The 22,048-nt window shown below is 35.4% G+C and carries 22 protein-coding genes and 1 tRNA gene; 19 read left to right on the top strand and 4 right to left on the bottom strand.

The window, feature by feature from the left end; all coding sequences use genetic code 11:
* Positions 1-42 precede the first annotated feature (42 nt).
* On the top strand, positions 43-1,353 hold the full coding sequence (locus ACUL40_RS13770; protein WP_000194017.1) for a DEAD/DEAH box helicase: 1,311 nt from the start codon (positions 43-45) through the stop codon (positions 1,351-1,353).
* Between the two features lie 168 nt (positions 1,354-1,521).
* A complete protein-coding gene (locus tag ACUL40_RS13765; protein ID WP_000912460.1) occupies positions 1,522-2,418 on the top strand; it encodes a deoxyribonuclease IV in 897 nt (298 codons plus the stop codon).
* Positions 2,419-2,436: 18 nt separating this feature from the next.
* Here ACUL40_RS13765 and ACUL40_RS13760 read toward each other — a convergent pair whose 3' ends face one another.
* Positions 2,437-2,691, bottom strand: a complete 255-nt coding sequence (locus tag ACUL40_RS13760) for a DUF2624 domain-containing protein (protein ID WP_001048954.1) — start codon at positions 2,689-2,691, stop codon at positions 2,437-2,439.
* 149 nt (positions 2,692-2,840) lie between these two features.
* Between ACUL40_RS13760 and ACUL40_RS13755 the strand changes: the two genes are divergently transcribed.
* The 4 genes from ACUL40_RS13755 (at position 2,841) to ACUL40_RS13740 (ending at position 5,929) form a co-directional block, all read left to right on the top strand.
* Positions 2,841-3,719: a YitT family protein gene (locus tag ACUL40_RS13755; RefSeq protein ID WP_000435963.1), complete on the top strand. Its 879-nt coding sequence runs from the start codon at positions 2,841-2,843 to the stop codon at positions 3,717-3,719.
* Between the two features lie 179 nt (positions 3,720-3,898).
* On the top strand, positions 3,899-4,669 hold the full coding sequence (locus ACUL40_RS13750) for a metal ABC transporter ATP-binding protein (RefSeq protein ID WP_001059662.1): 771 nt from the start codon (positions 3,899-3,901) through the stop codon (positions 4,667-4,669).
* Positions 4,669-5,502, top strand: coding sequence for a metal ABC transporter permease (locus tag ACUL40_RS13745; protein WP_000613815.1), 834 nt, complete (start codon positions 4,669-4,671; stop codon positions 5,500-5,502). Before ACUL40_RS13750 ends, ACUL40_RS13745 begins: the two co-directional genes overlap by 1 nt.
* Positions 5,503-5,515: 13 nt before the next feature.
* Complete coding sequence (locus tag ACUL40_RS13740) at positions 5,516-5,929, top strand: Fur family transcriptional regulator (protein WP_001054516.1); 414 nt, start codon at positions 5,516-5,518, stop codon at positions 5,927-5,929.
* A gap of 79 nt (positions 5,930-6,008) precedes the next feature.
* Here ACUL40_RS13740 and ispG read toward each other — a convergent pair whose 3' ends face one another.
* The 3 genes from ispG to yqgB form a co-directional block, all read right to left on the bottom strand.
* A complete protein-coding gene (ispG, locus tag ACUL40_RS13735) occupies positions 6,009-7,112 on the bottom strand; it encodes a flavodoxin-dependent (E)-4-hydroxy-3-methylbut-2-enyl-diphosphate synthase (RefSeq protein WP_153577907.1) in 1,104 nt (367 codons plus the stop codon).
* 164 nt (positions 7,113-7,276) lie between these two features.
* The gene (gene yqfZ, locus ACUL40_RS13730) at positions 7,277-7,642 is read right to left on the bottom strand and encodes a protein YqfZ (protein ID WP_000825414.1); all 366 of its coding nucleotides are present in this window, start codon (positions 7,640-7,642) and stop codon (positions 7,277-7,279) included.
* Positions 7,643-7,706: 64 nt separating this feature from the next.
* Positions 7,707-8,465, bottom strand: coding sequence for a protein YqgB (gene yqgB, locus ACUL40_RS13725; protein WP_000021898.1), 759 nt, complete (start codon positions 8,463-8,465; stop codon positions 7,707-7,709).
* Positions 8,466-8,706: 241 nt separating this feature from the next.
* Between yqgB and ACUL40_RS13720 the strand changes: the two genes are divergently transcribed.
* The 13 genes from ACUL40_RS13720 (at position 8,707) to ACUL40_RS13660 (ending at position 22,032) form a co-directional block, all read left to right on the top strand.
* Positions 8,707-8,780: transfer RNA gene (locus tag ACUL40_RS13720), tRNA-Ile, on the top strand.
* A 221-nt stretch (positions 8,781-9,001) separates the two neighbouring features.
* Complete coding sequence (sodA, locus tag ACUL40_RS13715; protein WP_001052031.1) at positions 9,002-9,613, top strand: superoxide dismutase [Mn]; 612 nt, start codon at positions 9,002-9,004, stop codon at positions 9,611-9,613.
* A 116-nt stretch (positions 9,614-9,729) separates the two neighbouring features.
* On the top strand, positions 9,730-11,007 hold the full coding sequence (locus tag ACUL40_RS13710) for an MFS transporter (RefSeq protein ID WP_000871380.1): 1,278 nt from the start codon (positions 9,730-9,732) through the stop codon (positions 11,005-11,007).
* Between the two features lie 109 nt (positions 11,008-11,116).
* Complete coding sequence (locus tag ACUL40_RS13705; protein ID WP_000038975.1) at positions 11,117-13,243, top strand: peptidoglycan D,D-transpeptidase FtsI family protein; 2,127 nt, start codon at positions 11,117-11,119, stop codon at positions 13,241-13,243.
* Between the two features lie 332 nt (positions 13,244-13,575).
* A complete protein-coding gene (locus ACUL40_RS13700) occupies positions 13,576-14,493 on the top strand; it encodes a PstS family phosphate ABC transporter substrate-binding protein (protein ID WP_000871827.1) in 918 nt (305 codons plus the stop codon).
* 27 nt (positions 14,494-14,520) lie between these two features.
* Positions 14,521-15,471 (top strand): phosphate ABC transporter permease subunit PstC, encoded by a 951-nt coding sequence (pstC, locus tag ACUL40_RS13695; protein WP_063220091.1) that lies wholly within the window; start codon positions 14,521-14,523, stop codon positions 15,469-15,471.
* Position 15,472: 1 nt separating this feature from the next.
* Positions 15,473-16,339: a phosphate ABC transporter permease PstA gene (gene pstA, locus ACUL40_RS13690; RefSeq protein ID WP_001242555.1), complete on the top strand. Its 867-nt coding sequence runs from the start codon at positions 15,473-15,475 to the stop codon at positions 16,337-16,339.
* A gap of 28 nt (positions 16,340-16,367) precedes the next feature.
* Entirely contained in the window at positions 16,368-17,183 is an 816-nt protein-coding gene (gene pstB / locus ACUL40_RS13685) for a phosphate ABC transporter ATP-binding protein (RefSeq protein WP_000226686.1), read from the top strand.
* Between the two features lie 291 nt (positions 17,184-17,474).
* Entirely contained in the window at positions 17,475-18,131 is a 657-nt protein-coding gene (gene phoU, locus ACUL40_RS13680; protein ID WP_000251240.1) for a phosphate signaling complex protein PhoU, read from the top strand.
* A 340-nt stretch (positions 18,132-18,471) separates the two neighbouring features.
* Complete coding sequence (locus ACUL40_RS13675) at positions 18,472-20,826, top strand: sugar phosphate nucleotidyltransferase (RefSeq protein WP_000679337.1); 2,355 nt, start codon at positions 18,472-18,474, stop codon at positions 20,824-20,826.
* Positions 20,827-20,895: 69 nt separating this feature from the next.
* Positions 20,896-21,045 carry a 50S ribosomal protein L33 gene (gene rpmG, locus ACUL40_RS13670; protein WP_001265616.1) on the top strand — a complete coding sequence of 50 codons (150 nt, stop codon included), beginning with the start codon at positions 20,896-20,898 and terminating at the stop codon, positions 21,043-21,045.
* 104 nt (positions 21,046-21,149) lie between these two features.
* On the top strand, positions 21,150-21,728 hold the full coding sequence (locus ACUL40_RS13665; RefSeq protein WP_000642750.1) for a 5-formyltetrahydrofolate cyclo-ligase: 579 nt from the start codon (positions 21,150-21,152) through the stop codon (positions 21,726-21,728).
* 103 nt (positions 21,729-21,831) lie between these two features.
* The gene (locus ACUL40_RS13660; RefSeq protein WP_000253699.1) at positions 21,832-22,032 is read left to right on the top strand and encodes a YqgQ family protein; all 201 of its coding nucleotides are present in this window, start codon (positions 21,832-21,834) and stop codon (positions 22,030-22,032) included.
* The last annotated feature ends 16 nt before the right edge of the window (positions 22,033-22,048 follow it).

Below are 22,048 nucleotides of genomic sequence, written 5' to 3'. Positions count from 1 at the left end.
ATTTGTGCGCGCAGTAGAAATTTTAGAAAGAAGGTGTAACTTATGACACAACAAACTTTTACACAGTATGATTTTAAACCATTTTTAATAGATGCAGTTCGTGAACTACGCTTTACAGAGCCGACAGGAATTCAGCAGAAAATTTTCCCAGTCGTGAAAAAAGGTGTAAGTGTAATTGGACAATCCCAAACAGGTTCTGGGAAAACACATGCATACTTACTTCCTACATTAAACAGAATTAATGCAAGTCGTGAAGAAGTACAACTTGTTATTACAGCGCCTACTCGTGAGTTAGCACAACAAATTTACGAAGAAATCGTGAAATTAACAAAGTTTTGTGCGGAAGACCAAATGATTACAGCACGTTGTTTAATTGGTGGAACTGATAAACAACGTTCAATTGAGAAATTGAAAAAACAACCTCATATCGTAGTTGGGACACCAGGACGTATTAAAGACTTAGTTGAAGAACAAGCATTATTTGTTCATAAAGCAAATACGATTATTGTCGATGAAGCAGACTTAATGCTTGATATGGGATTCATTCATGATGTAGACAAAATTGCAGCACGCATGCCTAAAAACTTGCAAATGTTAGTTTTCTCTGCAACAATTCCTCAAAAACTAAAACCGTTTCTGAAGAAATATATGGAGAATCCAGAGCATATTCATATCAATCCAAAACAAGTTGCAGCTGGAAACATTGAACACTATTTAGTGCCTTCTAAACATCGTAATAAAATTGATTTAGTGCATAAAATGCTACTTCAATTTAAACCGTATTTAGCAGTTGTTTTCACGAATACGAAAAAGATGGCAGACCAAGTTGCTGATGGATTAATGGAACGTGGCTTAAAAGTTGGACGAATTCATGGGGATTTATCACCACGTGATCGTAAAAAAATGATGAAACAAATTCGTGACCTTGAATTCCAATATATTGTTGCGACTGATTTAGCAGCACGTGGTATTGATATTGAAGGGATTAGCCATGTTATTAACTATGAGCTACCATCAGATTTAGATTTCTTCGTTCACCGCGTTGGAAGAACAGCACGTGCGGGGCATTCTGGTATTGCAGTGACGATTTATGATCCAGCAAACGAAGAAGCGTTAGATAGCTTAGAAAAACAACGTCATATCGAGTTTAAACATGTAGATTTACGTGGAGATGAGTGGGCAGATTTAGGTGAGCGTCGTCGTCGTAAGAGCCGTAAAAAACCAAATGACGAACTTGATGTTATGGCAACGAAAGTTATTAAAAAACCGAAAAAAGTAAAACCAAACTATAAACGTAAACTTGCAACAGAACGTGACAAAGTGAAGAGAAAATATAGCAATAAAAAAAGATAAGGGGTTTCCCTTATCTTTTTTTAATCCCGCTAATTTAAATGAAGAGTATAGTCTGTCTAAATAGTCATATGAATTTGTGTAGTGCGTCTTTTGTGAACAAACAATTCACTACATATTTCTACAAATTATGCTATCATTATATCTATTGTATATTGAAGAGGTGATTGTATGTTAAAGATTGGATCTCATGTTTCTATGAGTGGTAAGAAAATGTTATTAGCAGCAAGTGAAGAGGCTGTTTCATACGGTGCAACAACGTTTATGATTTATACAGGTGCACCGCAAAATACACGAAGAAAACCAATTGAAGAATTGAACATAGAAGCAGGAAGAAAACATATGGAGCTGAACGGAATTGAGGAAATTATCGTCCATGCGCCGTATATTATTAATGTTGGGAATACGACGAAGCCAGAAACATTCCAATTAGGCGTAGACTTTCTTCGCATGGAAATTGAAAGAACATCGGCATTAGGTGTAGCGAAACAAATTGTTCTTCACCCAGGAGCGCACGTTGGTGCTGGAGCAGATGCTGGTATTCAACAAATTATTAAAGGGCTTAATGAAGTGTTAACGCCAGAACAGACGGTTAACATTGCGTTAGAGACGATGGCAGGAAAAGGAACAGAATGCGGTCGTAGCTTTGAAGAAATTGCAAAGATTATTGATGGTGTAAAATATAATGAAAAGCTATCCGTATGCTTTGATACGTGTCATACGCACGATGCAGGATATGATATTGTAAATGACTTTGACGGCGTATTAAACGAATTTGATAAGATCGTTGGTATAGATCGTTTACAAGTACTTCATATTAATGATAGTAAAAATGTACGCGGAGCAGGAAAAGACCGTCATGAAAACATTGGATTTGGTCACATTGGGTATAAAGCATTGCATCACATTGTACATCATCCACAGTTAATGCATGTACCAAAAATTCTTGAAACACCGTATGTAGGGGAAGATAAAAAAGATAAGAAGCCCCCATATAAATTGGAAATCGAAATGCTGAAAAACGGCACTTTTGATGAAGGGCTTCTTGAAAAAATTAAAGCGCAATAAGGAGGGGAAATCCCCTCCTTATTTTAGTAGTTGCTGAAATAATGTATTTACTTGTTGGGCAGTGGCAGGGGAAGTTACTTTTGCGATCTGTTTTAAGAGCTCTAGTCGCTCGTTGTTATCGTAAATATTAATATTTTTACCCTTCATAAGTAAAACGATTTGGTCAGCTTGTGCGGCTGTAATAGGAACTTCGTATTCTTTGCTATATTTTAATAACTCTTTTGTAGAAATATGATTTAATTTTTTATTAACAATTTGTTTAATGAGGTTCATCTTATTATCCTCCTTCACGCGTTCTTCTATCGAAATATATGAGCATGTAGCTTGTACATATTCGTATGGAGTTTCTTTTTTCATGAGGAAAAGAAGCGTATGTTATAATATAAGGACGAAACTACAGAAAAAGAGTACAGGGAGGGCTTATGGAGCAAAAGCAACATCGAAAAGAAAGTGTTATTCATCTCATTTATCGTTTAGTTATGATTATTTTTGGAGCAGCATGCGCGGCGGTGGCGATTGAACTATTTTTAATGCCAAATAAAATTATTGATGGTGGAATTATTGGTATTTCTCTTATATTAGATTATCTTACTCCTAACATTTGGTGGTTAAGTTTTTCTACTTTAGTCGTTGTTCTCAATATCCCATTTATGTATTCCGGTTATAAGCAAATTGGAAAAACATTTATGTTATCTTCGACATTTGGTATTGTAGCGTTAGCTTTCATTGAGTCAACGTTACATGCGGTGCCACCATTTACAACAGAACCTATTTTAGCGACAGTGTTTGGTGGGCTTATTTTAGGTCTTGGTGTAGGACTTGTAATTCGTCATGGTGGGTCATTAGATGGAACTGAAATTATGGGGATTTTATTAACGAAGAAACTACCGTTCTCTGTTGGTGAATTCGTAATGTTTGTGAACTTATTTATTTTTGCATGGGCAGCATTTGTGTTTGGTGTGGAACAAGCGATGTATTCTGTTATGACGTACTATATCGCATTTAAAACAATCGATACAGTAATTCAAGGGCTAGATGAAACGAAGGCGGTTTTAATTGTATCTGATCAATATGAGGAAGTATCAAACGCGATTTTGCATCGTCTTGGCCGTGGAACGACAAAGCTTGTAGCAAAAGGTGGTTACACGGATAAAGAAAAAGAAGTTATTTATGCAGTTGTAACGCGTCTAGAAGTGACGAAATTAAAGTCAATTGTGCATGAAATTGATGAAAATGCGTTTGTTACGATTATGAGCACGCAAGAGACAAATGGTGGTAAGTTTAAATCGGCTATTCACTAAAAGTTTATAGGAATATTTTTTGAAAGCAGAGAATTTTTCTCTGCTTTTTGTTATAATAGTAAGGTTTCTTGAAAAAATAGATATATTTTAGGCAGATTGGTTTACAACTATAATAAGCTGTACTATAATTCAAATAGATATAAATCGGAATCATTCTGAATTAAAATAGGTGAGATGCTATGAATAATATATTAGAAATTGAAGGTTTAACATTCCGATATGAAGATCGGAATGTGTTAGAAAATATTAATTTGCAAGTTCCGAAGGGAGCTTTTTTAGGTTTAGTGGGACCGAATGGTTCAGGTAAATCAACTTTACTTAAGTGTTTATTAGGCGTTTTAAAGCCAAAAGAAGGAAGCATACGCGTGTTTGGCGTTGATAGTAAGAAGTTTAAGGAATGGAACAAAGTTGGTTATGTATCCCAAAAGGCAAATAGTTTCAATTCTGGTTTTCCAGCAACTGTTTCTGAAGTTGTCTCAATGGGACTTGTTTCGAAAAAAGGGCTTTTTCGCTTTTTTACAAAAGAGGATAAAAAAAAGGTAGAAAAAGCAATTGCTGATGTAGGGATGAGTGAGTTTCAAGGTCGTAACATTGGAGAGCTTTCTGGTGGACAGCAACAGCGTGTATTTATTGCTCGTGCGCTCGTTAGTGATCCTGAATTGCTTATTTTGGACGAGCCTACTGTTGGAATCGATGTGAAAAATGTGGAAAGTTTTTACGAAATATTAGAGGATTTAAACAAAAGGCTCGGGATCACATTAATTCTTGTTACTCATGATATGGGAGCTGTTACTGAAAAAGTAACACATGTTGCATGCCTAAACCAACATCTACATTTCCATGGAAATGTAGAGAAGTTCCGAGAGTTAGAAGATGCAGAAATGTCCGTCTTATATGGACATCATGTTCATCGTTTAGAACACGAACATGAGCATCACGGGAGGATATAATGATACAAGATTTTTTACAATATGACTTTTTACGTAATTCTTTATACGCAGGTATTTTAATTGGACTTGTTGCACCGCTAATTGGTGTGTTTGTTGTTATTCGTCGTTTATCTCTTATTGCGGATGCATTAAGTCACGTGACGTTATCGGGTATTGCAGCAAGTTTATTACTTGAAAAAACCATTTTTACAGGTGGATTTTTAAACCCCTTATATATGGGGATGATTTTCTCGATTGGTGGAGCGCTACTAATCGAAAAGTTACGAACTGTATATAAGCACTATCAAGAATTAGCAATTCCAATTATCCTTTCGGCAGGGATGGGGGTTGGAGTTATTTTCATTTCACTTGCAAATGGATTTAACACAGACTTATTTAGTTATTTATTTGGTAGTGTCAGTGCTGTAACAAGTACAGATTTAATTATTATTGGGATTGTAGCAATTGTTGTTGTTGCGACAATTATTTTATTATATAAAGAGCTGTTTCTATTATCATTTGATGAGGAATACGCAGTATCAACTGGTTTAAGAGCGAAATGGATTCACTTTATTTTCATTATATTAGTTGCTCTTGTCATTGCAGTATCAATGCGTGTAGTGGGGGTTCTTCTCGTATCATCATTAATGACATTACCAGTTGCAGCAAGTATTCGTATTGCTAAAGGATTTAAACAAACAATTTTCTTTTCCATTTTATTTGGTGAAATTGCAGTAATTGGTGGAATGTTTGCTTCGTATCAACTTGATCTAGCGCCAGGTGGTACAATTGTTATGATAGCAGTTCTTATTTTAATCGGTGCGATTTTATGGAAGAAGAAAAAAACTGCATAAAGTAGGGATAGGTATGAATCTAACAGAAGCTTTACGCCTAATGAAAGAAAAAGGATATAAACATACTGGAAAAAGAGAAGAGATGCTCAGATTATTTGCAGCACATAATCGTTATTTAACTGCGAAAGACGTTTTAGAACATATGAAAGACGATTATCCAGGGCTTAGTTTTGATACGATTTATCGTAACTTAACAGTTTTTGCTGAGATTGGTGTTTTAGAACAAACGGAATTAAATGGCGAAAAACATTTTCGTTTTACTTGTTCTATTATGGAACATCATCATCATTTTATTTGTTTGGATTGTGGGGGGACGAAAGAGATTACTTCCTGCCCAATGGATTTTATGAATAAAGATTTTACTGGTTATGAAGTAACGGGTCATAAGTTTGAAATATATGGTCGTTGTCCAAAATGTGCAAAGTAAAAGCTCGTCGGTTATGTAACTGGCGAGCTTTTTTACGTAGAAAAGAAGGTTGCTCACAAATATTGTGGCAACCTTCTTTTTATTGTTCTTGTGTCTCTTTTTCTTTTTCTCGTTCAGCAGCCATTTCAGCAGCAATTACGTCGATTTCTTTTTTCAGTTCTTCTACCATTGTTTCTTCTGGTACTTTACGAACGACTTGCCCTTTACGGAATAATAATCCCTCTCCACGTGCACCGGCAATACCGATATCAGCTTCACGAGCTTCACCAGGGCCATTTACAGCGCAACCAAGTACTGCAACTTTAATTGGTACTTGAAGTGTAGAGATGTATTCTTCCACTTCGTTAGCAATGCTAATTAAATCGATTTCAATACGACCACAAGTTGGACAAGAGATAAGTGTTGCTGCATTAGACGCAAGACCGAATGATTTTAATAATTCGCGAGCAACTTTTACTTCTTCAACTGGATCAGCACTTAATGAAATACGTAGTGTATTTCCGATGCCTTTATTTAAGATTGCTCCAAGACCAGCAGCACTTTTTACAGTTCCGGCAAACAATGTTCCAGATTCTGTAATACCTAAATGTAATGGATAATCAAAAGCACGAGCAGCTTTCTCGTATGCCTCGATTGCTAAGTTAACATCAGAGGCTTTCATAGATACGATAATATCGTGGAAATCTAAGTCCTCTAAAATTTTAATATGATGTAGCGCGCTCTCAACCATACCATCTGCAGTTGGGTACCCGTACTTTTCTAAAATGTGTCGCTCTAATGAACCAGCGTTTACACCGATACGGATTGGAATACCGCGCTCTTTTGCTGCATTTACAACAGCTTCTACTTTATGGCGACGACCAATATTACCTGGATTGATACGTACTTTATCGATGCCACCTTCAATTGCTTTTAAAGCAAGGCGATAATCAAAATGAATATCAGCAACAAGTGGAATGTTGATTTGTTTTTTTATATCAGCAATAGCATCTGCTGCGCGTTCATCTGGAACGGCAACGCGGACGACTTGACAGCCGGCTTCTTCTAAACGCTTGATTTCAGCAACTGTTGCTTCAACATCATGTGTTTTTGTTGTTGTCATACTTTGTATAATTAATTCATTATTACCGCCGATTGTTAAATTACCGACTTTAACTGGACGTGTTTTTGTACGATGAGTCATTTCATTCACGAATAGATCGCTCTCCTTATAAAAGAAGTTTCTTATTTAGTCCCTCATATCAATGATAGTATACGTGATATAGGGCTATAGAAACCGAAGTACTCGGTTTCACTTTTACTATTGTATCAGCGCCTTTATGTAATTGACAAGGATTAAGTGATAGCTTATTGATATAACGGGAATTTATAAGACTTTCCAATTTGTATTTTTGTAGCAGATGTACTTTTGTTTAATTGTTTAAAGTCGTCAATGACTTTTTCTATGGAAGGAATTTTTTTCTTGTTAATTTGTTCTGTAATAGAAAGAACTGTCTCACCAGTTTTTACTTCAATTGTTTTATAAGATACATCCGTTTCTTTTTCTGTTTTGTTCGCTTTATTTTGTTGACTGTCTGTGTTTTCTTTTTTAATTGTTTGAGCAGCAGTTGTTTTTTTATATGAACTTAACATCGGTAAAGTACCGATTTTTATATCGTAATAAAATATATAACCGAGAACAAGCACGAATAGGAATATACCTAATCTCTTCATATTCTTCACTCCTTTGCTAGGAATATATGCTTGTCCAAAAAAAAAATGCCTATTTAGGCATTTTTTATTTTTCTTTCGGTTTGGGTACCTCTTTAATCGTTAAGTATAGAACGATTAAAACAACAGCGATATAAATGAACGTTGCTCCAGGTACGACGATTTTGAATAAATCCATAATCATGAAGAAAATGGTTGGGATCGTGTAGCTGTATGCAGTTAGTGTCCAAACTTGTTTATAGGATAGTTTACGTTGACCGCTCATAGCAGAACCGATGAACGCAAGTAAAGTCACGCCTACAAAAGTGATGAATAATTGGAATAGGTACACTAAGAATCCAATAACAAATAATAAAATTGGATAAATATTATCGAATAAAGAAATAAATTCTTGTAGATCTTTTTTCTCAAGAGATGCACCTAACAAATCGTTATAAGAATACGTTTGTGTTTGACCATTTCCCATAGAGACTACTTTATCTTTTAAAACAAATAAACCTGTTTTATTTTGATATTTTTCTAGGTCTGTTGAATTTGGATCAAATACGAAAAGTGTATTTCCTTCTTCTTTTTCAATAGGTTGATCAATATCGGCTTTTAGTTCGCCATTTTCGATTTTAAAATCAGGTAAATCTTTATCGATGACTTGATTTACCATGCCAACACCATCCTGGATAAAACTACCGTACAAAAAAGTTCTTGGAATAGTAGTAATTAAGCAAAGTAGCATAATATACAAAATGGTTTTACCGATTTTTTGAAAACGGAATAGCGCCATATCTTTAGGCGAGTATATGCTTTTTACGAATTGGGTAAATATGGACATAGATTCACTTCCTTTATGTATGTATAAAATCATTGTAACGTAGGAATCTAGAGAATCTCAAGATATATTATATTTACATATAGTGGAGATAACTAAATTTCTTTTATTAACTTTCTTCTTTTAAATAAGAAAAATACAATTGACACTTTTCTTTTCTATATGGTAAATTTATCTTACATTTCTTAAAGAGCATATCCGATAGGAATTCCTCTATTTGATATGTTGTTACATACATAATTGTGGACCCTTAGCTCAGCTGGTTAGAGCAGACGGCTCATAACCGTCCGGTCGTAGGTTCGAGTCCTACAGGGTCCATATCCATTTCGCATGTTTATTATGTTAGCAGGAAGCTTCCTTGTAGAAGGAAGCTTTTTTTACGGAATATATGAGCATTTTAATTGAAAAGAAGTGGGAATTTTGCTACTTTAATGATAGCAAGACAATGTGATTTATTTGTTTGCACCCTATGGCAATTAGGGTAGAATGAAGTTGTATGTCACTTAAGTGGCAATACATAAACTGGGAGGAATATAACAATGGCAAAACACGAATTACCAAATTTACCTTATGCGTATGATGCTTTAGAGCCTCACTTTGACAAAGAAACAATGAACATCCATCATACAAAACATCACAACACGTACATTACAAACTTAAACGCTGCTTTAGAAGGTCATGCAGAATTAGCTGACAAAAGCGTAGAAGAATTAGTTGCAAACTTAAACGAAGTACCAGAAGCAATCCGTACAGCAGTACGTAACAATGGTGGCGGACATGCTAACCATACATTCTTCTGGACAATCCTATCTCCAAACGGCGGAGGACAACCTGTAGGTGAACTTGCAACTGCAATTGAAGCAAAATTCGGTAGCTTCGATGCATTCAAAGAAGAATTCGCAAAAGCTGGCGCAACTCGCTTCGGTTCTGGTTGGGCTTGGTTAGTAGTAAACAATGGTGAGTTAGAAGTAACAAGCACTCCAAACCAAGATTCTCCTTTAACTGAAGGTAAAACTCCAGTTATCGGTTTAGATGTTTGGGAGCATGCTTACTACTTAAACTACCAAAACCGTCGTCCAGACTACATCGGCGCATTCTGGAACGTTGTAGATTGGAACGCTGCTGAAAAACGTTACCAAGAAGCAAAATAATCGTAATAAATATAGAAAAAGCTAGGGGAGAGCTCCTAGCTTTTTTCTATGCTTTCCTTTTACATAATTGGGCTTGTCTTTGGAAGACTAGAACATGAAGTAAAGGAGAGTTGTGTATGAAATGGAAACATATAATTGGTGACGTTGAAGTGAATCGGGATTTAGTGTTATTGCTCCTTATAGGAGGTTTATACACGCTCGCAATTTCTTTATCGAATACGTTTGTAAATATTTATTTATGGAAACAAACACAAAATTATGTGAATCTTGGCTTGTATAATTTAGCCAGCGTGGTATTACAGCCTCTCACATTTCTTGTAGGGGGAAAATTAGCGAAACGTATCGATCGCTCGATTTTATTACGAATAGGAGTAGGGACGCTCGCAATTTTTTTTATTGTTGTCTTAATAGCAGGGAAAAGTGCTTCTCAGTATATTTTATTAATGGGGGCTCTTTTAGGAGTAGGATACGGTTTTTACTGGTTGGCTTTTAACTTATTGACATTTGAAATTACAGAACCAGAAACAAGAGATTTCTTTAATGGGTTTCTTGGACTTCTTACATCCTTCTCTGGAATGATTGGACCAATAGCAGCAGGATACACAATTTCACGTATGGAGAAATGGAGTGGCTATACTGTTATATTCTTTCTTTCATTAGTTCTATTTGCAATTGCTGTCGTCTTAAGCTTCTTTTTATCTAAAAGAGAATGTGAAGGGCGTTATGAAATCGTGCAAGTATTGAAAGAACGACGGATTGATAAAAATTGGGGAAAGATTACACGAGCTCATTTTTTCCAAGGATTGAGAGAAGGAACGTTTATTTTTGTCATTTCAGTATATGTTTATTTAGCAACTAATAGTGAGTTTGCATTAGGGAAATACAGTTTAGTGAACTCTGCTGTATCCTTTGTATGTTACTACTTAGTTGCTCGTATGTTAAAGAAGGAGTGGCGAAAAAAAGCAATTTTACTTGGAGGCATTATTTTATATGCTGTCGTCTTTTTAGTTATTTTCAATGTTACATACACGAAATTACTTATTTATGCGGCATGTATTGCAATTGCATATCCTATATTACTTGTTCCGTACGGATCAATGACATATGACGTAATTGGTAGAGCGAAAAATGCGAGAGAATGGCGTGTGGAATATGTCGTTGTTCGGGAGCTATGGTTAAACGCCGGAAGAATCTGTTCCATTTTAAGTTTTTTATGTGCTGTACTATTCTTTCCACCTGAAAAAAGTTTACCTTACTTATTATGTATTTTAGGTGCTGGACATTTTCTTATTTATTTTGCAGTTAAAAATGTCAAATATGATGAGGGAAATGCGAGTAAAGCAAGTGTTGTAACGCAAGGGAACGCGCAAAACCAAACTGAACCAGAAGGTTAACTTCTCGTTTGTTTTATGCTAGAATAGAAAAAGATGTAAGACAGCAGTGAGGACACCTGTATGAAGGTGTCCCTTTCACATTACATAGCTGTTGGTAGAGGGGGTTTGTATGAGCAAGAAACAGAAGCAAAATAAGAAAAAGACCCACGTTCCTTTTCGGTTAAACGTGCTGTTTTTCTGCGTGTTTTTAATGTTCTCCGCGGTTATTGTAAGGCTCGGATATGTACAAATTGTTCGTGGTGAAGAATATAAGAATGAAGTGGAGAAGAAAGAAAACTCAACGATAAGTAATCCTGTACCGCGTGGGAAAATATTTGACCGTTATGGGCGAGCTGTAGTAGATAATGTAGCCATTCGTACTATTACATTTACAAAAATGAAAGGATCAACTGCAGAAGATCGCTTAGAAACAGCGAAAAAGCTAGCAGATTTGATTGAAGTACCGACAGATAAATTAACGGATCGCGATAAAAAGGATTATTGGCTTGCTATGCATAAAGAGGAAGCTAAAGAAAAAATTACGAATAAAGATCGTCAAGAGTTTAAAGATAAAAAAATTGATGATAAAGAATTAGACGAGCGTCAGCGAAGTCGTGTAACAGAAGAAGAGATTAATCAATTATCCGCAAAAGATCTAGAAATACTAGCGATTAAAAGTAAGATGGACGGCGGATATGCAATGACACCTCAAGTTATTAAAAAGGATGCTACAGAAAAGGAATATTCGATTATTAGTGAAAACCTAGCAGCATTACCAGGTGTAGATACGAATGTTGATTGGGATCGAAAATATACGTACGATGATTTATTCCGAAGTGTACTTGGTGGGGTGTCGACATCTGATGAAGGCTTACCTAGAGAAAGACTAGATTACTATCTTGTTCGTGATTATAATCGAAATGACCGAGTAGGAAAAAGTTATCTTGAGCAACAGTATGAAGATAGCCTACACGGTACGAAAGCAGAAGTTAGAAATGTTACAGATAAAAACGGTAATATTTTAGAAACGATTAATGTATCAAAAGGACAAAGTGGTAATGACCTGAACTTAACAATTGATATGGAATTACAAAAGCGCGTGGAAGATATTCTTGCGAAGAATTTAATGAGGTTTAAAGGAAGCGAACCTCTTTTAGATCGCGCATTCGTTGTAATGATGAACCCAAAAAATGGCGAAGTTTTATCTATGGCGGGGAAACAATTAGTTAACGAAGATGGTCAAACGAAAGTAAATGACTTTGCATTAGGTACCATGACAAGTTCTTATCCGATGGGATCAACTGTAAAAGGTGCAACAGTACTTACTGGATATCAAACTGGTGCGATTCAACCAGGATCGGTGCAATTGGATGAACCAATTAAATTAAAAGGTACACCTACGAAGTCGTCTTGGAAAACGATGGGATACATTAATGATCTTACAGCTTTAAAAATGTCTTCTAACGTTTATATGTTTAAAACAGCGATGAATATCGCCGGTGTTCCATATGTGAGAGGTGGTACGTTAGATATACCTCAAAAAGCATTTGATACGATGCGTTATTATTTCGGACAGTTTGGACTTGGTGTAAAAACAGGAATTGATTTACCGAATGAATCTGCTGGTCAGATGGGTAGAAGTAGTCAACCAGGTTTCTTACTAGATTTATCAATTGGACAGTATGATACGTATACACCGCTTCAATTAGCGCAATATATTTCGACGATTGCCAATGGCGGATATCGTATGCAACCACAAGTTGTAAAAGAAATTCGTCAACCGGCAGTGAAACCGGATGAAGTTGGGAAAGTTGTTCAATCTATGGAACCGAAAGTATTAAATCGTGTTGATATGCCAGAATCGCAAATTAAACGTGTTCAAGAAGGATTTAGACAAGTTTATAATGATTCAGGTGGTACAGCTACAAAATACTTTACAGGTGCAAAATATAAAGCGGCAGGGAAGACAGGTACCGCGCAAACTGTGTATGGCGGAGATAAAGAGATTGGTAGAAAGGCAAACGGTGAACGTGTGGAAACATATAACTTAACATTAGTAGGTTATGCGCCACTTGAAGATCCAGAAGTAGCATTCTCTGTTGTCGTTCCGTGGGTACATGATGATAAGACTGGTATTAATGGATATATTGGTCGTGAAATTATGGACGCTTACTTTGATTTAAAAAACAAAGAAGTAAATGGTGAAGCTCCAAAAGATGATAAAGACAATAAAAATAAAGAGCAAGATGATGAATAAAAAAGTTGTAAAAAAGCACACTATCTGAAAAGATAGTGTGCTTTTTTTTATGGTTTATGCATATCGTGTAATAAATGTGGACAAGTATACAACATTGAAAAAAACGCGGCCGTATAAATGATACTTGTATATGGTGGGATAGGGGATAAATATTTTATAGGGAAATCATCAGAGGAAATGAATAGCTACTACTGAATTGAAATTGTACCGTATGTTGATTTATGTGGAACTTTACAAAACTTTTACAAACAATTAAAACCGAATTAATAGTTTAGCAGTATTCTTATATCTGTAATCCTGTTATTTTCGGTTACTTCTAGGAGGAAGAACACGTGAAATGGATGCGTACACCGATTAAAGTTTTCGTATTATCAATATGGTTCCTCTGTTTTGAAATGTCTACTGCATTTGCTTTAAATGATACGGGAGAAGTGAGAGTTGATGGATCCTCAACGGTTTTTCCTATTATAGAAGCAGTAGCGGAGGAATATACAAAGGTGCATCCAGACGTGAAAATTTCCATCAGTATTTCTGGAACTGGGGGAGGATTTAATCGTTTCAGTAAAGGAGAAGTAGATATAAATAATGCTTCGAGAGTAATGAAACAAGTCGAGAAAAATGAAATGAAGAAAAACTCTATTCAGTTCACACCTTTTGAGGTTGCTAACGACGGTCTTACGATTGTTGTGAATCGCCATAATACATGGGTAGACGATATGTCAGTAGACGAGTTACGGCTACTTTGGAGTGAAGATGGAAGAGAGAAGCGATGGTCACAAATTCATTCAACATGGCCACGTGAACAAGTGAAGTTTTATGCACCAGGCGTAGACTCTGGTACGTATGATTATTTTCAAAATGTCATCTTACAAAATCATCGCATTGTAAAAAAAGTCTCTTTGTCTGAAGATGATCAAGTTATTATGCAAGGGGTAATGAATGATAAACATGCCATTGCTTTTGTAGGATATGCTTATTATATGGCTAATCGAGATAAGGTGAAAGCAATAAAAGTAAATGGTGTATTTCCGACGAAAGAGACCATTCAATCAGGTAAGTATGAGCCGTTATCTAGGCCGCTACTTACTTATGTGAATAATGCATCTATCCGAAATAAAATGAATGTAGCAAACTATGTTGAGTTTATGATTCAGCATGTCGGTAACCTCGCTGAAGAGGTCGGATATGTAAAATTAAGAAAAGAAAAATACAATGAACAGCTGCGTATGTTAACAGAAATAAAAAGGTAATGTCAGGGTGGAAAGGGGTTTTCATCTTTGGCTCATAATGACAAAAGTCAAATTACATTTTCTGTACAACATTTGATTGAAAGAAATACAAAACAAAGAAAAAAAACGCAGCGAATCAATCGAATAGTACCTTTATTACTAAAAATAATTGCTAGTGTTTCTATTGTGACGACACTCGGCATTGTTTTTACGCTCTCTAATGAAACAATCATGTTTTTTCAAAAAATATCATTATACTCCTTTTTGACGGAGAAAGAATGGTTACCATTTTTTGAAGACCCTAAATTCGGTATATTACCACTTATATGTGGAACGTTCCTTGTAACAGCAATTGCTATGTTTGTAGCAATTCCTATCGGTTTAGCGTGTGCCGTATTTTTAAGCGAATATGCTTCAAATAGTGCACGGAAAATATTAAAGCCGATGTTAGAGCTATTAGCAGGTATCCCAACAATTGTATATGGTTTTTTTGCATTAACAGTTGTTACACCGCTTTTACAAAGGATTATACCAGATTTACAGTTTTTTAATGCGATTAGTCCAGGAATCGTTATCGGATTTATGATGATGCCTACAATTGCATCTCTATCTGAAGATGCGATGAGAGCTGTGGCGAAAGGGACGAAAGAAGCTTCATTAGCACTCGGAGCGACGCGGTTTGAAATGGTAAAACAAGTGGTGTTTCCGTCCGCTTTTACAGGGATTATGGCAGCAATTATATTAGCAGCTTCTCGTGCGATTGGTGAAACGATGATCGTTGTAATTGCAGCAGGATCCACACCAAATGTATCGCTTGATCCGACACATTCTATTCAAACGTTAACAGCCTATATTGTGCAAGTAAGTTTAGGTGATGCTCCGCATGGAACGATTACGTATTACAGCATGTATGCTGTAGGTGCAACATTATTTTTGTTTACCTTTATTATGAACATCATTTCGCAGTCAATTATGCGCCATTTTAGGAGGATGACATAATATGCGAATGTTGAATCATAAAAAAATACAAAAAAATATGGCATCACGCTTTTTAAAAGATCGAATTTACAAATTGTTATTTTATATAGCAATTTTATTTTCAATCGTAATTTTGTTTTTGTTACTGTTTCAAATTGTTGAAAAAGGTATAAGTTATCTTTCAATAGATTTCTTTACAAATTTCGCTTCACGTAATCCGAAAGAAGCTGGTATTGCTGCAGCTTTGTCAGGGACAATATTATTTATGAGTATTGTTATACCTGTTTCTTTTATATTTGGAGTTGGAACAGCACTTTATTTAGAGCAATATGCGAAGGAATCTATATTTAAAAAAATAATAGAGATTAATAATCAAACGTTAGCAGGAGTACCATCCGTTGTATTTGGATTGCTTGGTTTAACTATTTTTGTATATGCTCTTCATTTAGGAGAGAGTATAGTTGCAGCAGCATTGACGATGAGTCTACTCGTTTTACCAACAGTTGTTGTGGCGAGTCAAGAAGCAATTCGATCAGTACCAAGTGTTTTATTAGAGGGTTCTTACGGATTAGGTGCTACGAAGTGGCAAACGATGTATCAAATTGTATTGCCATATGCTTTCCCAGGGATTATAACGGGCTGTACGTTAGCGATATCAAGAGCAATTGGAGAGGCTGCACCACTATTAGTTATTGGGGCACTTGCGTTTGCAAATTATGTTCCATTTAGTATGTTTGATAGATTTACAGTTCTACCAATTCAAATTTTTAATTGGATGAGTAGGCCACAAGAAGAATTTCAGTATGTAGCAGCAGCTGGGATGATTGTTTTGTTAGGTTTGTTGCTATTTATCAATATATTTGTTTTATGGTTACGAAATCGAAAATAAGTTGGAAGTGGATGAAAGGGGAATTCAAATGGTAGCAACAGTAGTAAATGTACAGGTGAAAAACGAAGAGAAAATCGAGACTGCGCCAAAGAAGGTAGTATTTGATACGAAAAACTTAAATTTATGGTACGGGGAAGACCATGCTTTAAAAGATATTAATTTAAGTATTCATGAGAATGAAGTTACAGCCATTATCGGTCCAAGTGGCTGTGGTAAATCAACGTACTTAAAAACATTAAATCGCATGGTAGAGTTAGTACCGATCGTTCGAACTACAGGTGTAATTGAGTATAGAGAACGCAATATATTTGATAAATCATATCCAGTTGAAGAATTAAGAACGCATGTAGGAATGGTGTTCCAAAAGCCAAATCCATTTCCAAAATCTATTTATGAGAATGTAACATACGGTCCAAAAATCCATGGTATTCGTGACAAAAAGACATTAGATGAAATTGTTGAAAAAAGTTTACGTGGAGCAGCGATTTGGGATGAGTTAAAAGATCGTTTGCACGATAATGCATACGGTTTATCTGGTGGACAGCAACAGCGTCTATGCATCGCACGCTGCTTAGCTATTGAGCCAGACGTTATTTTAATGGATGAGCCAACATCGGCATTAGACCCAATTTCAACATTAAAAGTAGAAGAATTAATTCAAGAGCTAAAGAAAGATTTTAGTATTGTTATCGTAACGCATAATATGCAACAAGCAGCGCGTATTTCAGACAAAACAGCTTTCTTCTTAAGCGGGGAAGTTGTGGAGTATACAGATACAAACAAATTATTTACGACTCCTTCAGATAAGCGTACAGAAGATTATATTACAGGTCGCTTTGGTTGATATCGTTTCAAAGCTAAGAGCAAATGCCCTCTTAACAGAGGGCATTTCTTATTTTATCTTACTGTTAATAAAGAAGTAATACTTCTCCTTATCTTAAGTTTTATTACAAGCGTAAGCGGCTATGTAGGAGATTTACCCCGCTATTTGCGGGCAGTAAGACCCCCACCTTAAAATTTAGCGAAAGCAAAGAAGTTAGGGAGGGGATCTTGCTGCCTATCAAATCCCGATTGATGAGGGGTGATTAAAGTTTCACTTTTATATAATGGCACATAATATTGAGGGGGAAGAAAAATGGTAAGAGAACAGTTTCAAGGTGATTTAAAAGCGTTACAGCAAAAGGTGATTGAGCTTGGAGAATTAGCAAATGCGGCTTTATTGATTGCTATGGAAGGTCTGCATACAAGGGATGTAGAGAAAGCGTTAGAGGTCATTGATGGTGATTACCGCATGGATAATTTAGAAGAGGAAATAAACGATCTTGCGCTTATGCTCATTACGAAGCAGCAACCTGTAGCAAGTGACTTAAGAAGGATTTTTATTTCAATTAAAACAGCGACAGATTTAGAGCGCATTGCAGATCATGCTGTTAATATTGCAAAGGCTACAATTCGTCTTGGGGAAAAAGAAGTGGCTGTTAGTTTGCACAACCTAGATGAAATGTTTGCGGTTGCAAATGAGATGTTGCATTTAGCGTTAGAAGCATATGAACAAGAAAATTTAACTTTTGCGAAACAAATTGCTGAAATGGATGATTCCGTTGATGAAATATATGGAAAAGCAATTCGTGAGTTTATATCTTCAGTTCCGGAACAACCAGAAGCAATTACGCAAATTACACAATTATCATTTGTCGCGAGATATATTGAGCGTGTAGCAGATCATATTACAAATATTGCTGAAAATGTCTTTTATTTAGTAAAAGGAAAGCATTATTTATTGAATGAGTAGGAAAAAAAGCAGGTGATGAGAAATCACCTGCTTTTTTTAGTCAAAACATGACAAAAAAAGCTCGTTGTTTCCTTTAGTTTATGATGATAAGATGTATCATAATGTAATGGAAAAATTAGTATATATGTTTGTCGTTAATAAGTATTATTTACCAATTTATAGTAAGCGCTTTCTTGTTGTTTGAAATGTACGTTTTTATAGGTTAGAAATTTAATTATATAGTCTTCTAAATGAGGATGTGTTTAACTAATCAAGTTTATGCTGCTAGTTCATGTGGGATAGGGAATATACATATGGTATATGGAGTTACTGAACATTATATAAGTGGAGGCTGAAGTATATGAAGGGGGTTATTTTAGCTGGAGGAAAAGGAAGGCGCCTTAGACCATTAACATGTAATACTCCAAAGCCGATGTTACCATTATTAGAAAAACCAGTTTTAGAATATAATATTGAGTTATTACGCCAGCATGGTATTCGTGAAATTGCAATTACTGTTCAATATATGAGTACGACCATTAAGCAATATTTTGGTGACGGTAGTAAATGGGGAGTTAACTTGTATTATTTTGAAGACTCTCCTCCGCTTGGCACAGCAGGGAGTATTAAACAAGCAGAACAATTTTTAGATGAAACATTTGTTGTGATAAGCGGGGATGCATTAACTGACTTTCAATTATCAGAAGGAATTAGGTTTCATGAACAAAAGAAAAGAATGGTAACAATGTTTGTGAAAGAAGTAGAAAATCCACTCTCATTTGGATTGGTTGTAATGAATAAAGACCAGGAGGTTACACGATATATAGAAAAGCCGGGCTGGAATGAGGTAGTATCTAATGTTGTGAATACAGGCATATATATTATGGAGCCAGAAATCTTTTCTTACATACCACCTAGGCAATTTTTTGATTTCAGTCATGATGTGTTTCCGTTATTGGCAAACAAAAATGTGTTATTCGCATATTTGTCAGAAGGTTATTGGTTAGATATCGGCACATTTAATCAATATCGACAAGCACAATTTGATTTGTTAACGAAAAAGTTACAAGTACCTATTCCTTATACAGAAGTATTACCGATGGTATGGATGGGAGAAGGGGTGACGATTGGTAAAGGGACGAAAATTCATGGCCCCTCTTTTATTGGAGAAGGAGCAAAGATTGGTACAGGAGCTGTAATTGAGCCATATTCTATTATTGGGAAAAATAGTATCGTTTCAAATTATTCTCATCTTCAAAAAAGTATTGTTTTTGCAAATACCCACATTGGGAAGTATTGTGAACTATTAGAAACGACAATAGGAGAGCGTACAATAGTTGAAGATGATGTTACACTGTTTCAAAAAAGTGTTGTAGCGGATCACTGTCACATCGGAAGAAGTACGGTAATTAAGCAAAAAGGAAAACTATGGCCTTATAAGGCGATTGATAGTCATTCGATAGTAGGAGCGGCTGGTATTCAAGAGAGTGAAATGAGTGCAGGGTGGTTACAAAAAAGCCGCATTGTAGGAAGAGGGAATGTTGAAATTACTCCCCAGTTTATCGTGAAGATTGCGATGGCGTATGGTTCTCTTTTTAAAAAAGGAGAGAGTATATTAATTGGAAGTCAAGAAAATATAGAAACAACCTCTTATAAAAATTTATTTTTACATGCTATTCATGGTATAGGGATTCATACGATGGAATGTAAAGAAATGAACGAGTCACTTTTTCAATATAGTGTTCATCATTTGCAATGTGCAGGTGGGGTTTTCATTCAAGTGGAGAATGAGAATGAGATTGTTATAAAGTTGTATGGTCAAGCTGGCATGCCGTTAACGTATAAGCAGCAAAAAGAGATAGAACAAGTATATATGTCCGAATTGTTTTATTACGTGCATGAGAAAGAGATGGGGCGAAATAAGCTCGTTCATGTTTCTATGAATGAGTATATAGAAGTTATATTGGAGCATATTGATATCGAGAAAATACAGATGCAGAAGTTTCATCTTCTTATTAATAAGAGAAATGATACGTTGCAACATTTACTCATGCTCTTTCTGCAAAGACTTGGTTGTACAGTTACATGGATTTATGCAAGCGAACAAAAAGATCATGTGAAAGCTTTGATGAAATCAAGTAAAGCGAATATGGCTCTTATGTTTTCTGAGCAAGGAAATCATTTCGAGTTATACGATAAACATAGTAATATTTACCAAGGTACAGATTTGGAAGAGGTAGATATTCCAGATTTCTTACTCGAATCGACAGGAAATATTTACCCAATGTCTTTGAAGTTAGGAGAATGTTATCTTCTATTTTATACGCAGGATGAAAGAAAGTCGTTTCAAGTAAGGTGGAAGCGAGATATTTTATATCGGATTGGAAAATTATTCGAGCTAATAGCATTGCAAGGAAAAACGTTTCTCAGCATAGTAGAGCAATCACCTCCGCTCTATTTACTTTATGATGAAGTGGTATGTTCATGGAATGAAAAAGGGGAAATTATGAGGAAATTATTGGATGATATAGAAAGGAAGGGAGAAGGTATATTTGAAGGAGTACAGTTCAAATATACTGAAAAAGAGTGGTCTTATATCGTTTCTGACACAAAACAACCAAAATTTTTGGTGTATTCACATGCTAGAAACCCAGTAATAGCAAGGGAAAATATGAAAAATCTTATAGAAAAAATTAGACAATATCAAAAGGTGTAGAATTTTTATTTTAAAAGTGGTATTATAGTATAGTCTGATTTAAGTTATTAGTACTGGAGGGAAATAAGAATGCGTGTGAATATTACTCTAGCATGTACAGAATGCGGAGATCGTAACTATATCTCAAAGAAAAATAAACGTAACAACGCTGAGCGTATCGAGCTTAAAAAGTATTGCAAGCGTGACAAGAAGTCTACGTTACACCGTGAAACAAAGTAAGCAGTAGGAATATTTTCCTACTGTTTCTTTTTTTATTCGATTCCTATGTTAAAAGTGATACACTATCAGCATAGAGTAAAGTGTCACTGTAAGGGGGAGAATGTGTGAAAGCAGAGAAAGTACGTTTACGTAAACAAATAATAGAACACATGAATTCTTTATCAGAAGAACAGTATACAACTTTATCAGAACAGATTGCATTTTCGTTGTATGCGCAAAAAGAGTGGGTTGAAGCTAAAACAATTGGAATTACTCTTTCAATGGAAAATGAAGTGAATACATATCCTATTATCGAAAAAGCTTGGGAAGAAGGAAAGAAAGTTGTAGTTCCTAAGTGTAATAAAGGAACTAGAACGATGTCCTTCCGGCAAATTAATAATTTTGATCAATTAGAAACGGTGTATATGAATTTACGTGAACCGATTCCCGGGCTTACGGAAGAAGTGAATATGGATGAAATTGATCTTCAAATTGTCCCAGGCGTAGCTTATACAGAACGAGGAGAGCGAATTGGGTACGGCGGTGGCTATTATGATCGTTATCTCGTGCATTATAAAGGGAAAACGCTGTCATTAGCGTATGATTTTCAAATGGTAAAACACATTCCAGTAGAGCCATTTGATAAAAACATAGAAAAAATTATTACAGAAAAAGGAACACTGCTTATAAATAAGCTTGTATAGACAAATAAAAATTGACGAGACTTTTTCTTCTTGATTATAATAAAATATGTGAACGTTTTCTTATTATAATTTTTTATAGTAAGTGAGCATAGAGGGTGATGAAATGGTATCTATTTATGATATTCAGCAATTGCTAAAGAAATTTGGTACGATTATTTATACGGGAGATCGAATTGCAGATTTACAATTAATGCAAGATGAATTGCGTGAATTAAATCAATCACAGCTAATCGATCCACAAGACTATCAAACAGCTTTATTTTTATTGAAGCAAGAAATTCAAAAAGAGCTAAATAAGAATTAGATAAAGGTAGGTAAGC

The sequence above is a fragment of the Bacillus sp. KNSH39 genome (assembly GCF_052656585.1).
The sequence above is the reverse complement of the archived record's forward strand: the minus strand, read 5'-3'. Positions and strand labels throughout refer to the sequence as shown.

Excerpts from the sequence above, each read along its gene's own strand:
- ACUL40_RS13770 (WP_000194017.1), top strand. The coding sequence starts at position 43 with ATGACACAACAAACTTTTACACAGTATGATTTTAAACCATTTTTAATA.
- ACUL40_RS13765 (WP_000912460.1), top strand. The coding sequence starts at position 1,522 with ATGTTAAAGATTGGATCTCATGTTTCTATGAGTGGTAAGAAAATGTTA.
- ACUL40_RS13760 (WP_001048954.1), bottom strand. The coding sequence starts at position 2,691 with ATGAACCTCATTAAACAAATTGTTAATAAAAAATTAAATCATATTTCT.
- ACUL40_RS13755 (WP_000435963.1), top strand. The coding sequence starts at position 2,841 with ATGGAGCAAAAGCAACATCGAAAAGAAAGTGTTATTCATCTCATTTAT.
- ACUL40_RS13750 (WP_001059662.1), top strand. The coding sequence starts at position 3,899 with ATGAATAATATATTAGAAATTGAAGGTTTAACATTCCGATATGAAGAT.
- ACUL40_RS13745 (WP_000613815.1), top strand. The coding sequence starts at position 4,669 with ATGATACAAGATTTTTTACAATATGACTTTTTACGTAATTCTTTATAC.
- ACUL40_RS13740 (WP_001054516.1), top strand. The coding sequence starts at position 5,516 with ATGAATCTAACAGAAGCTTTACGCCTAATGAAAGAAAAAGGATATAAA.
- ispG (WP_153577907.1), bottom strand. The coding sequence starts at position 7,112 with ATGACTCATCGTACAAAAACACGTCCAGTTAAAGTCGGTAATTTAACA.
- yqfZ (WP_000825414.1), bottom strand. The coding sequence starts at position 7,642 with ATGAAGAGATTAGGTATATTCCTATTCGTGCTTGTTCTCGGTTATATA.
- yqgB (WP_000021898.1), bottom strand. The coding sequence starts at position 8,465 with ATGTCCATATTTACCCAATTCGTAAAAAGCATATACTCGCCTAAAGAT.
- sodA (WP_001052031.1), top strand. The coding sequence starts at position 9,002 with ATGGCAAAACACGAATTACCAAATTTACCTTATGCGTATGATGCTTTA.
- ACUL40_RS13710 (WP_000871380.1), top strand. The coding sequence starts at position 9,730 with ATGAAATGGAAACATATAATTGGTGACGTTGAAGTGAATCGGGATTTA.
- ACUL40_RS13705 (WP_000038975.1), top strand. The coding sequence starts at position 11,117 with ATGAGCAAGAAACAGAAGCAAAATAAGAAAAAGACCCACGTTCCTTTT.
- pstA (WP_001242555.1), top strand. The coding sequence starts at position 15,473 with ATGCGAATGTTGAATCATAAAAAAATACAAAAAAATATGGCATCACGC.
- pstB (WP_000226686.1), top strand. The coding sequence starts at position 16,368 with ATGGTAGCAACAGTAGTAAATGTACAGGTGAAAAACGAAGAGAAAATC.
- phoU (WP_000251240.1), top strand. The coding sequence starts at position 17,475 with ATGGTAAGAGAACAGTTTCAAGGTGATTTAAAAGCGTTACAGCAAAAG.
- ACUL40_RS13675 (WP_000679337.1), top strand. The coding sequence starts at position 18,472 with ATGAAGGGGGTTATTTTAGCTGGAGGAAAAGGAAGGCGCCTTAGACCA.
- rpmG (WP_001265616.1), top strand. The coding sequence starts at position 20,896 with ATGCGTGTGAATATTACTCTAGCATGTACAGAATGCGGAGATCGTAAC.
- ACUL40_RS13660 (WP_000253699.1), top strand. The coding sequence starts at position 21,832 with ATGGTATCTATTTATGATATTCAGCAATTGCTAAAGAAATTTGGTACG.